The sequence below is a fragment of the Nonlabens sp. YIK11 genome (assembly GCF_001413925.1).
Classification (GTDB): domain Bacteria; phylum Bacteroidota; class Bacteroidia; order Flavobacteriales; family Flavobacteriaceae; genus Nonlabens.
Genome location: NZ_LBMJ01000001.1, coordinates 564,094 through 576,274, shown reverse-complemented (window position 1 = coordinate 576,274; position 12,181 = coordinate 564,094). Strand labels below are relative to the sequence as shown.

General features: G+C 41.9%; 10 protein-coding genes and 1 tRNA gene. 3 read left to right on the top strand and 8 right to left on the bottom strand.

Going from position 1 to position 12,181, the window contains the following annotated elements; translation table 11 throughout:
• Nucleotides 1-47: 47 nt before the first annotated feature.
• The 5 genes from rnpA to mce all read right to left on the bottom strand — a co-directional run bounded on the left by rnpA (nucleotide 48) and on the right by mce (nucleotide 3,700).
• Nucleotides 48-431 carry a ribonuclease P protein component gene (gene rnpA / locus AAU57_RS02645; protein WP_055411449.1) on the bottom strand — a complete coding sequence of 128 codons (384 nt, stop codon included), beginning with the start codon at nucleotides 429-431 and terminating at the stop codon, nucleotides 48-50.
• A 90-nt stretch (nucleotides 432-521) separates the two neighbouring features.
• The gene (locus AAU57_RS02640) at nucleotides 522-2,405 is read right to left on the bottom strand and encodes a M1 family metallopeptidase (protein ID WP_055411448.1); all 1,884 of its coding nucleotides are present in this window, start codon (nucleotides 2,403-2,405) and stop codon (nucleotides 522-524) included.
• 409 nt (nucleotides 2,406-2,814) lie between these two features.
• Nucleotides 2,815-3,093 (bottom strand): GIY-YIG nuclease family protein, encoded by a 279-nt coding sequence (locus tag AAU57_RS02635; protein ID WP_082438516.1) that lies wholly within the window; start codon nucleotides 3,091-3,093, stop codon nucleotides 2,815-2,817.
• A gap of 58 nt (nucleotides 3,094-3,151) precedes the next feature.
• Nucleotides 3,152-3,225, bottom strand: a tRNA-Ile gene (locus AAU57_RS02630).
• Between the two features lie 70 nt (nucleotides 3,226-3,295).
• On the bottom strand, nucleotides 3,296-3,700 hold the full coding sequence (gene mce, locus AAU57_RS02625; RefSeq protein WP_055413645.1) for a methylmalonyl-CoA epimerase: 405 nt from the start codon (nucleotides 3,698-3,700) through the stop codon (nucleotides 3,296-3,298).
• 287 nt (nucleotides 3,701-3,987) lie between these two features.
• Here mce and rbfA point away from each other — a divergent pair, with 287 nt between their 5' ends.
• Nucleotides 3,988-4,383, top strand: coding sequence for a 30S ribosome-binding factor RbfA (rbfA, locus tag AAU57_RS02620; RefSeq protein WP_055411446.1), 396 nt, complete (start codon nucleotides 3,988-3,990; stop codon nucleotides 4,381-4,383).
• Nucleotides 4,384-5,601, top strand: a complete 1,218-nt coding sequence (locus AAU57_RS02615) for an ABC transporter permease (RefSeq protein WP_055411445.1) — start codon at nucleotides 4,384-4,386, stop codon at nucleotides 5,599-5,601. It begins immediately after the preceding gene.
• 358 nt (nucleotides 5,602-5,959) lie between these two features.
• Here AAU57_RS02615 and AAU57_RS02605 read toward each other — a convergent pair whose 3' ends face one another.
• From AAU57_RS02605 to AAU57_RS02595, 3 genes are all read right to left on the bottom strand, one after another.
• Nucleotides 5,960-6,736, bottom strand: coding sequence for a hypothetical protein (locus AAU57_RS02605; protein WP_055411443.1), 777 nt, complete (start codon nucleotides 6,734-6,736; stop codon nucleotides 5,960-5,962).
• 35 nt (nucleotides 6,737-6,771) lie between these two features.
• Nucleotides 6,772-7,764: a tRNA dihydrouridine synthase DusB gene (gene dusB / locus AAU57_RS02600; protein WP_055411442.1), complete on the bottom strand. Its 993-nt coding sequence runs from the start codon at nucleotides 7,762-7,764 to the stop codon at nucleotides 6,772-6,774.
• An 81-nt stretch (nucleotides 7,765-7,845) separates the two neighbouring features.
• Entirely contained in the window at nucleotides 7,846-10,260 is a 2,415-nt protein-coding gene (locus tag AAU57_RS02595) for an outer membrane beta-barrel protein (RefSeq protein WP_055411441.1), read from the bottom strand.
• A 100-nt stretch (nucleotides 10,261-10,360) separates the two neighbouring features.
• On the opposite strand from AAU57_RS02595, the gene lepA reads away from it, so the two are divergent.
• Nucleotides 10,361-12,160 carry a translation elongation factor 4 gene (gene lepA / locus AAU57_RS02590; protein WP_055411440.1) on the top strand — a complete coding sequence of 600 codons (1,800 nt, stop codon included), beginning with the start codon at nucleotides 10,361-10,363 and terminating at the stop codon, nucleotides 12,158-12,160.
• Nucleotides 12,161-12,181 lie beyond the last annotated feature (21 nt).

Here is a 12,181-nt window from a genome sequence, read left to right as displayed (position 1 = left end):
TGTTATACTAATATACTCAAAACGAGCTTACACTAATTTTAGTGCAATTATGATTCCGTAGTTGTGCAGGTATGGGATTTATGCAATTGCTTGATAATTCCCTGCAAAAGCTGCTTGACATGGTCCTGATCTGGAAGTTTGTGGGATTGATAGATCCACATAAAATGGAAGTGCCTGTCTTCTAACTGAGGTAAATTGTGCTGCTCCAAACGGTACGCTTCCCGCAACAATCTTTTCACTCTGTTGCGATCTACGGCAAGTTTGAAGAACCGCTTAGGCACACTGAAACCCGATCTATGTACACCAGGTTCTTCTTTTAAGGCATATTTAAGCAACAACGCACCTTTCCTGATGGTAGTACCCTGCGTAAAAAGCTCTGTAATAGCTTTTTTACTTTTTAGTTTTTTGTCTTTGCCTAGTGTGTAGCGCATGTGACAAAGATACTGGAGGCATATTTGAAACCAGCAATAAAAAATAGGCGCCCCAGTTGAGACGCCTATTCCATAATAAATTAAATACGCTTAGTTATTCTGCATCAGTGTGAACACTTGGTATTTGTTGTTTTCTCTGTCAACATCTGCCATCATATTCTTAGGGTCGATAGTTACATTACTAATGTCTTTTTTGCTCAATCCACTTAATTGAAGTTCATAAGTTGGGTAAGCCCAAGCCCAATCTGCTGCCACAGTCCAGTCTGCAGGCACTTTTTTCTGATTATACATGAATTCCAGTGGTACATAGTACATTTTGCTAGTGCCATCATTCATGGTCACTTGAATATCAAGTGGCATAGGCATAAGACCCTTTCGCGAAAGCGATACAGTGGCCACGCCATTCACATCTTTCAAATCATCAATCGCATAATCAATGGTGTTTGTAGTTTGCGTCCAGTCTATGAGGTACCAGTCCAATTCAAAACCGCTCACACGCTCTGCCACGCGTTTGAAATCATTAGGATTAGGGTGCTTGAATTTCCAGGTGTTGAAATACTCTTTGATGATCTGGTCACGGACGTCTTCGCCCACGATATAACCTAGTTGTGACATGAAAACCGCACCTTTAGAATAGGCGCTGGTTCCATAGGCGCCGTTGAGGTTGTAGCGATCTGCATGTGTGGTTTGGGGCTGCTCTACACCAGAGTTTGCCAGCTGTGCATAACCTCTAAAAGAGCCTGCATTTGGATTTTCCTTGCCCTCGTTGTAGATCTCGTTCATGGCAAGATTTGAAATATAGGTGGTAAAGCCTTCATCCATCCATTCATGTTTTGCCTCGTTAGTCGCAAGGATATGGTTGAACCATGAGTGTGCGAACTCGTGTGCCGTAACGCCGGCAAGGCTGCCGTAGCTGCGCTCGCCTGTAATTAACGTTGCCATGGCATATTCCATACCACCATCACCACCTTGAATCACAGAATATTGTTTGTAAGGATACAACCCTACATTTTCATTGTAGAACTCCAACATCTTGTTGGTATCTGGCTGTAGTTTTTTCCAGTTGGCCTTAATCGCCTCGTTGTCTTTGTAAAAGAAGTGAAGGTCGACTCCATTAGCTCCTTTGTAGATATCATGTATGTAATCAGGATCTGCGCCCCAGGCGAAATCATGTACCATAGGCGCCTTAAAGTGCCAGGTCAATTTACCATCCTTACCTTCTGCAGGGCCAGAATTAGGGCGATCATAACCATGTCCTATTTCTTTAGGGTTTTGGAGGTAGCCTGTACCACCAATAGTGTAATCCTTATCGATAGTAAGTTTTACATCAAAATCTCCCCAAACGCCATGAAACTCACGACCTACGTACGGCGTTGCATTCCATCCATCACGATCAAATTCGGCCATTTTAGGGAACCATTGTGTCATGGAAAGTGCCACACCTTCTGCATTATTACGACCGCTGCGGCGTATTTGTACGGGTACCTGACCGTTAAAATCCAGTTCAAAAGTCGTGGACTGTCCAGGCTTCAAAGCTTTCGCGAGCGGTACAATAAGAATGGTACCTTCTTCTATTGGGTTAAGCGGTACGCCATCCTGCATCATATTTTTCACATGTAGTTGTCCTTGCTCGTTAGGTTGTAAACCTGCAATTCTAGAACCTACACGACGATCAGGATCTGCGATGGTACGGGAACGCACATCCATCTGGCTGCCTGGCTGGAACGCGTTGAAGAACAAATGGTAATACACACGGTCCAGAGTTTCAGGTGAGTTGTTGGTATACACCAATTTTTGCTTACCAGTATATTGATAATTGTCAACATTCATATCCACATCCATGGTGTAGTCAACATGTTGCTGCCAGTAACCAGGTACAGAAGAGTCTGTTGTATTTGAAGGTTTCGTGTTTTGGGTAGAGCTACAGCTGGCCAGAAAAACACCAACGGTGAACATTAAAAAAATCCTTTTCATGTATAATTTTTAGTAAGAGATAAAGATACAAATTTGAAAGCACTGTTTTAAGGCACAAAAGATACGCGTCATTTAGTGGGCGTTCCCTACGGTCAGGCTTTACGCTGCCATCTTTTTGAGCCCAAATGCAACACGGCAGAGGCTCAAAAAGGATGTACGCTTCAATCCTTAACGCGCAACGATGTTTCAAACATTTGATTGCTATTTTATCGTTACTGCGGTTAGACGGCTTGATGATAAAAATGATATCTGAAAATCAAGATTTGTTTAATTAGGCTCAAAAGCTAAGAGCATCTTTTAATTCGAGAAGTATGAGCAAAAAAAAGACCCTAGCGATTGCTAAGGTCTTTGTTGTGGGCCCACCTGGGCTCGAACCAGGGACTTTCTGTCCCGATAGCTATCGGGAGAGTCAGATATTTTTAGTTTCATTGATGACTTTTTCTCGCATTTCCTCGTACCGAATAAGATTTTTAATGTACGTACTACTCTTCATTCGTTTTATCTTCTTCTCGAGTCTTAGCGCATGGTTGTAATCATGACACTCAAGTTTCAAAATAAGTTTCCAATCATTGGCTTTGGCTGTAAAGCGATGCGATCCATATGCACCAGAGTTGTGAGCGCTAATTCTATCTTCAAGACTTGCTTGACAAGCGCCTATGTAGTTCTTTTTCAAGATCTCGCTGTAAATAAATACAAGCCATTCCTAAAAATAAAAAACCTCAGCTAAAAAGCTGAGGTCTTTGTTGTGGGCCCACCTGGGCTCGAACCAGGGACTTTCTGATTATGAGTCAGATACTCTAACCAGCTGAGTTATAGGCCCTCAAAATATCGCAGCGCGATATACTGATTTAAAAGTCTGCAAATTTACACTATCCGCTCGTTTCACCAAACTATTCATTGATTTCCTGACATAGTTCTACCAGTACGCCATTAGTCCCTTTAGGATGCAAAAAGGCAACGAGTTTGTTGTCAGCTCCTTTTTTGGGCTCTTTGTTCAGTATGGTGAAGCCTTCTTTTTCCAGTCGGGCCAACTCTTTTTTAATATCCTCTACCGCAAAGGCGACGTGATGAATGCCTTCACCTCGCTTGTCGATAAACTTTGCAATGGCGCTTTCAGGATCTGTGGCGGCTAGTAGTTCTATCTTATTCTCACCAGCTTTGAAAAAGCTGGTGATCACGTTTTCAGTTTTGACTTCTTCCATTTTATAGGATGCGGTTCCCAGCAGCTTTTCGTATAGATTATTGGAAGCCTCTAAATCCTTGACGGCAATTCCTAGATGTTCAATTTTTCCCAGCATGGTATTGTTTTGATCAAAAATAATGATTTCAGAAATTGGCAGCTCTCGATTTATCCTTGATGGAATCCAAAATACTCATTGTTCAACTCATGAACTTTAAGTGGTAATTAAAACATCAAACCTGCGTTAGGGATAGTAGCGTAAATCCTTTTCAAGCCATCTTCATAGTCAAGCTGGGCTTGAAAAGATTGTAGCGCATAGCCCGACGGCAACCTTGAGCGCCAGGGAAAGTTTGCCGTAACGCCCTAATCATTATAATTATAGAATCTAGTTACCTTTGTAGCATGGAAGAAACTCAACGTCAGAAGAAAATCGCCGGTATCCTGCAAGAGGATATCTCGAATGTGTTGCAGGAGAAAATGCGGGAGAATGCCGTTAAAAACCTGCTGGTGTCTGTTACTAAGGTGACGGTCACGCCAGACCTGGGTTATGCCAAGGCTTTTATCTCAGTTTTCCCGCCAGAAAAGGCAGATGCCGTGGTGAATGAGATCAAGGAGATGACGAGCGATATACGGTATGAGGTTGCGGCAAAGGTGCGCCACCAGTTTCGTCGTATGCCAGAGCTGCAATTCTACAATGACGATAGCCTGGAATATATGGACCAGATCGATAAGGAGTTGAAGGGCGAGAACAACCCTATTGAAAATCCTGATATCCTGCCACGACGCAAGAAGTCATAAGTGAACTTTTCGTTTTACATAGCGCGACGTTACCTGATTTCCAAGAATGGCAAGAATGCCATCAACATCATTAATATTCTCAGTTTTATTATCACAATCGTGGGGACCACGGCATTGTTTATCGTGCTTTCTGGTTTTAGCGGGTTGAAGGAGTTTAGCACCAGTTTTAGCGGTTATTTTGATCCAGACCTGCAGGTCACAGCGGTACAGGGAAAGACGTTGAATGTTCCGCTTTCGCGAAAGCGTGCTCTCGAAAACATAACTGGTATCCAAGTGCTCTCTGAAGTCATTGAAGAAAAGGCCTTTTTAAGCTATTCTGAAAAAAATGACATCGCCTACATTAAAGGTGTGCCAGAGAATTATGATCAAATCGTGTCGCCAGATTCCATTCTAATTTACGGTAGCTGGCTTACTGACAATGATCCCCAAGTGGTCATGGGTGCAGGAATTGCAGACGACCTTTCCATATCTGTCAACGATTACTCGACCTTTATGCAAATCATGGTGCCGCGACCAGGTACCAATGCGATCAATGCGATGAATTTAAGCCGTTCTTTTAGCACGCTGGATGCGATTGCCACGGGACAATTTAGCGTTAATGAGGATCTGGACAACAAATATATCTTCATGCGGCTAAGTGCTGCACGAACGTTGCTTAGTTATAGTGATTCCACGGTCACGGCGCTTGAGATCAAGCTTACCGATCCTGAGATGGAAGATGAGGTGCGTGAAGAGATCACTGCTCTTTTTGATGTGGATCTCGAGATTAAAAACAAGCTGCAGCTTAACGGTGCGCTCTACAAGATGTTGAACAGTGAGAACCTGGCGGTGTATTTGATCTTTACACTGGTGTTGATCATTGCGCTGTTTAATGTGGTAGGTTCGATCATCATGATGATTCTAGACAAAAAGAAAAACCTCAAAACCCTGGCAGATCTAGGCGCTGAGGTAGGTCAACTACGCCTCATATTCTTTTTACAGGGAACCCTAATGACGCTGTCTGGCGGCATCATTGGTTTGTTGATAGGTGTAGGTTTTGTGTATGGCCAGATCCATTATAACTGGATCTACATTGCTCCTGGCATTCCTTATCCTTTTGCCATGGAGCTGTTGAATGTCTTGGTTTCTTTATTGACGATTGCCGTACTGGGAATTATCGCCAGTTACGTAGGTAGTCGCAGGATCAACGACCGGTTGCTTTCTCAGGCGAAGTTGTAATCACCAAACTCCTTTAGTATGTCTTCAATCGCTGCTAAACTAACACCCGCCACAACACTATTTGAACAATATGTTTCAGGTAAACGATTTAATCGCGATTGAAAATTGAACTTAAAAAAACTAAATCAAGAACAGTAATTATTCTATAATTAAAAAAAAATTAACGTAGCTGAACTAATTTCTTATAAGGTTTAAGTATTTTTTTCTATAATATAATAAGCTTATTGAATATATGATTCCTATAACTGAAATTATAAATACAATAGCCAAAAATATAGTGCCTATCCAACTGACTACGTACCAGTCTTTCATTTTGAAATAAACGGAAGTTAATTCTTTATTCTTTTTCCCAGCAATATCAAAAACCTCCACAGGAAAATTTTTTGTTTTTCCTTTCAAAAACAAGATTATACCCGGAATTTTCTTCTGCTATTTTCTTCTCCAACTGCCCTAAGTCATCATTTAGGTAAACAATTGAAGAGGGTAATATTGCATTTGTATTGGCATTATATGCTTCCAGATTGTATGTTTCAATATCGTTGTATTCTAATGTCAAGTAAATTGGTGTAAAAGCGAGAAAAGCACAAACGATTAATATACCAAAACCAGACTTCAACATATCTATACTAAACTTCTTTATTGAAGGAACATTGGGTATTCGATGATGAAAATCTAATCTTTCTCCGATATTTTCCTTTTTAATATCCTCATTAATTTCGATTATTCCCTCATACTCAACGAATTCTTTACTTTTTATTAAATCGAAATTTAAGAATACTGACTCATCATTAAGCTTTTTTTGAAATATCATTCCCTTAGAATTAGAGACTATTTTGTAATCAAGCCATTTCCAATTCGTCGGCAGATTTATCTGAAGACTATTTTCGTCATTTGAAATATCCTTCTTTCCTTGACAAACAATAAAGCCATTAATAAAATAAATGTTTTTTTGAACTTCAATTCCTTTATATTTTATAGAAAGCTCTTCAAAATTTTTAAGTAAATCATCTTTTAAATTAATGATTCGCTTCTCTAAATGAATTAGCTTAGTTTGATTTATTCTAAAAAAAGTAATGATACTTGGTATGCCTATAATTAGCGTAATAGCTATCGATATAATTCCTTCCGTACTCATTCTATTTTCACTTTTATCATTATAACACTTGCTTCTCAGGCAAAACTATAATCCCCAAACTCCTGCAACACCTCTTCAAAAGCGGCAAAAACTGAAGCACTATCATCGCTAGTGACCATTTTCATGCGGTGTTCTTTGAAGTTGGGAATGCCTTTGAAATAGTTAGTATAGTGGCGACGGGTTTCAAAAACGCCCAGTTTTTCTCCTTTCCAGGCAATGGCCATTTCCAGATGGCGTCTCGCTACTTCCACACGTTCTTGCATGGTAGGTGGATCCAAGTGCTCGCCAGTTTTAAAAAAGTGCTTGACTTCTCTAAAAAACCATGGATAACCTATACTGGCGCGACCTATCATAGCGCCGTCAAGTCCATATTCATCACGCATTTCTACAGCGCGTTCTGGTGTGTTGACATCACCGTTTCCAAAAACCGGGATATGCATTCGTGGGTTGTTCTTTACCGCAGCAATGGGTTTCCAGTCGGCATCGCCTTTATACATCTGGGCTCGCGTGCGACCGTGAATACTAATGGCCTTGATACCTACGTCTTGCAAACGCTCTGCTACTTCAACAATCTTGATGGAGTCGTGGTCCCAACCCAATCGTGTTTTTACGGTAATAGGCAAATTAGTATGCTTGACCATGGCGGCAGAAAGTTGCACCATCAGGTCAATATCTTTTAGAATTCCTGCGCCGGCACCTTTAGAAACTACCTTTTTCACGGGACAACCAAAGTTGATGTCAATCATGTCTGGCTTGGTGCGCTCCACGATCTCTACAGACTGTAGCATGGATTCCATATTGGCGCCAAAAATCTGGATGCCAACTGGGCGCTCCGTCTCATAAATGTCCAGCTTCATGGTGCTTTTTGCGGCGTCTCTTATGAGGCCTTCGCTAGAAATGAACTCTGTAAAAACGACATCTGCACCATTTTCCTTACATAACGTACGGAATGGTGGATCACTCACATCTTCCATAGGTGCGAGAAGTAATGGGAAATCGGGTAATTGAATGTCGCCTATCTTAACCATGCTGCAAAGATAGGGCAGTTGCTTGACAATTTATGATGCGTAGAAATTTGTGGAAGTTCGCTTTCGCGAAAGCGTAATTTTCTAAAAGCTATTGTCACGAGCATTGGTGCGCTCCTGATCTTCTGGAGTGGAAACCTCATTATTATTCAATCTAAAGTTTCCAAAGTTGTAGGTAAAGCCTATGGTGATTAGATTGGTTTCAGGTAGTGCCAGATACTCATTATCCTGATTCAAGTATCGTGATTTTAATGGCTGGTTCTGACTCAAAAATATATCATCATAATCCAGTGTTATCACGGCACGGTTGTTCCAGATGCTTTTACGCAATCCTATTCCAGAAGTTATCTGGTTTTTGAATTCATAGGAACCTATAAGAATATTAGAAAGATAGCCCAGATCTAGTGTTGCGCTAAATGTTCTATCGTCAGATAGGTTGATGCTACTCAAGGTGCTCACGTAAAGACCAGTGACGTCGTTCTTTTGCTTTACGCCGCCTGACTGGATTGCGGTAAACTCATTTTCCATATAAAACAAGCTGGTCTGTGCCTGAAAAATGATGCTGTTACCAAGAAATTGGTAGAACTGGAAATCAAGACTGTACTGTAGCTCATAATCCATATTGAAATTCTGTGAATTCACGACATTAGTCTGATTGTTCTGAAAGGGCAAAATGGCCAAGGCATTGTCAGTTCTTGTATAGTAAGCATCAAAGAAATACTGATTTTTAATATTCCAATTAAGATTGACTTTATTGGTAAACGCTGGTCGCAGGTTAGGATTTCCTGTGTTCACATTATTATCATTTATAAAATACGTGAACGGATTCAAACTCTCATACCGCGGTCGCTCGATAGAGCGTCTATAACTCAAGGTCAAGGAGTGGTTGTCGCTTACTTGGTTAGTCACAGAAAGGTTAGGGAATAGCTCAAAATATTCCTGTGTATTGACCTGACCCAAAGAGCGGCTGTCGCCTTCCACATCTGTTTGTTCTGCACGTAGGCCTAGAGCCATGGCCCACCTATCCCAATCTCGATCTACCTGGAAATAGGCGGCATAGATATTTTCGTCATATATAAAACGATCAGACAGAGCGGCGTTGAACTGCCGTGAGCCTGTGTTTGTATCAAAGAAGTCCAGCTGGCTGGTAGAGCTTACATCAGAGAATTTGGCACCAGCTTTAAGCAGGTAATTCCCGACGGTGTTTTCGTAATCTGCTTTCGCGACAGCGATATCAATAGTCTGTGCAGCATCTGTAAAGAAGCTGTTGGTAGAAGTAGTGGCACCGTTTTGGTCAAAAAACGTGCTCAACAAATCTTGTGTTTTGTCACGATCTGTAAAAATGTAGTTTCCTTCAAGAGAGAAACGACCAGCGCCTTCATTAAAAGAGTTGTTCCAGGCCGCGTTTACAAAACCTGTGGTACGGTCAATAGCTAGGTCGCTGTTGGTATCAAAGCCGTCAAAACTCATGGAGCCGCTGGGTAAAATGAAAGTTTCCACATCTGTTCTTACGTCTTGATTATTGTTGGCACTGTAATTTGCGGAAATGCTGATGTCGTTGCTGTCGTCAAGTGTAAAATCGATCGCCGTGTTGAGGTTGTGCGCATCACTTTCTGTCACCTTTTCAAAATCTGTAAACCATCGCGAGCTGCGAGAGCCGTCAGGATTGAAAAAGCCTACTTGAGCCTCGTCCAGTTTTAAGTCTTTACGTGGATTGTAACTGTAGTTCGCATAGATGTTTACCCAGTTGTTCTTGTAAAATTGTGAGGTTCCTATTTGATACTTGGCAAGTTCATCAATAGAATAACTACCGTTTATGGAACCTTTGTAACCTAGAGACACGCCTTTACTGGTGTTGATGTTGATCACGGCAACACCTTCTGCATCATAATTGGCTGACGGGTTTGTGATGACCTCTACGCTCTTGATGTTATCACCGCTCTGGCTTCTTAAAAAATCGTTGAGCTCGTCTTGTGTGATGTACACGCGCCTGTCATTAATGTAGATTACTGCCGTAGCGTTTTGTACCATGTAGGAACCGTTCATTTCAAAAACACCAGGTGTGTTCTTCAAAATATTAGCGGCATTACTGGTGCTTAATGAGGTGTTTTCTACGTTGAAAATCAATCGGTCGGGACGTTTTTCAATCGTGGGACGCCTTGCGGTGACGGTGACGCCGTCTAGCGATTCTGTTGATGTGGAAAGAATGAGATCGTTTAAGTTCGTGGTGTTGTTGATGGTCAGCTTTCGCGAAAGCGTTACATATCCTACATAACTCGCTGCAAAAGTATAGTCGCCCGTTGCAATGTTTTCCATCTTAAACCGACCATTCTCATCTGTAGTAGTGCCTTTGTAATAAGTGCTGTCAGGCATTTTGAACAAGAGTGCATTGGCATAGGCTACCGGCTGGTTCTGTTCATCTACCAGGTTTCCTTGTATGGAATGTTGAGCTGTGATTTGAAGGCTCACGAGCAGCACCATAAGCGTAATAATTTTCATACAGGAAAGTTGTAATTCGTAAAAATAATAAAACCCACCTGTTTAAAGGAAGATTATAGCGCTTAACCTTTTAGATTATATTTGTACCGATAAAATTTCTATGAAAAACATACGCAACTTTTGTATTATCGCCCATATTGACCACGGTAAAAGCACGCTGGCAGATCGCCTGCTGGATGCCACCCAAACGGTTACCGCACGAGAGTCAAAGGCGCAGTTGCTTGATAATATGGATCTGGAACGTGAGCGTGGTATCACTATCAAATCCCATGCGATCCAGATGGACTATATCGCACCTGACGGCGAGAAGTATATCCTAAACTTGATTGACACGCCTGGACACGTGGATTTCTCCTATGAGGTTTCCCGTTCCATTGCGGCTTGTGAAGGCGCTCTTTTAATCGTGGACGCGGCACAAAGCATACAGGCACAAACGATTTCAAATCTTTACCTAGCGCTGGAAAATGATCTAGAGATCATCCCAGTACTGAATAAGGTGGATCTACCATCTGCTAACGTAGAGGAAGTTACAGATGATATCGTGGACCTATTGGGTTGCGACCCTAGCGAGGTGATTCCCGCAAGTGCCAAAACTGGCCAAGGAATTCAAGATATATTAGATGCGATTATTGAACGCGTTCCCGCACCTAAAGGTAATGTGGATGAGCCTTTGCAGGCTCTAGTTTTTGATTCACAGTACAACCAGTTTAGAGGTGTTGAGACCATCTTTAGAGTTATCAACGGTTCGATCAAAAAAGGCCAACACATCAAGTTTGTTGCAACGGGCGAGAGCTATTATGCAGACGAGATAGGAACCTTGAAACTGAATCAAGTTCCCAAACAAGAAATTAAAGCTGGTGATGTAGGATACCTTATTACCGGTATCAAAGAAGCCAAGGAAGTTAAAGTAGGTGATACGATCACAGACCATGAACACCCAACTACAAACCCCATTGGCGGATTTGAAGATGTAAAGCCTATGGTTTTTGCAGGAATCTATCCGGTAGATACTGAGGACTATGAAGACCTGCGGTCCAGTATGGAAAAATTGCAACTCAATGATGCTTCATTAGTATTTCAAGCAGAGAGTAGTGCGGCGCTGGGATTTGGTTTTAGATGTGGATTCCTGGGAATGCTGCACCTAGAAATCATCCAGGAGCGACTGGAGCGTGAGTTTGATATGACCGTGATCACCACGGTACCTAACGTTTCCTATTTTGCCTACACTAACAAGGAGCCCGACGTGCCACTTATCGTGAACAACCCGTCAGACCTTCCAGAACCGTCCACACTCAATAGGGTAGAAGAGCCTTACATCAAAGCCACAATCATCACAAAATCTGACTTTGTTGGTAACGTGATGTCCTTGTGTATCGAGAAACGAGGAATCGTGACCAATCAGACCTATCTTACTACAGAGCGTGTGGAGTTGACATTTGACATGCCACTTGCTGAGATCGTCTTTGACTTCTACGATCGTTTGAAAACCGTTTCAAAAGGTTACGCATCGTTTGATTACGCACCTATAGGTATGCGCGCTTCAAAACTGGTTAGAGTAGATATTTTATTGAATGCCCAAACGGTCGATGCGTTAAGCGCTTTGATTCACTTTGACAATGCCTATACCATAGGTAAGAAAATGGTGGAAAAACTCAAGGAACTCATACCACGCCAGCAATTTGATATTCCAGTACAGGCAGCAATTGGAGCAAAGATCATCGCTCGTGAAACGATCAAAGCCCTGCGTAAGGACGTAACCGCAAAATGTTATGGTGGTGATATCTCGCGTAAACGTAAACTTCTTGAAAAGCAAAAGAAGGGTAAGAAGCGCATGCGCCAGGTAGGAAATGTGGAAATCCCACAACAGGCGTTTATGGCGGTTCTCAAATTGAACGATTAAGTTTGTGAGGAGTTCGCTTTC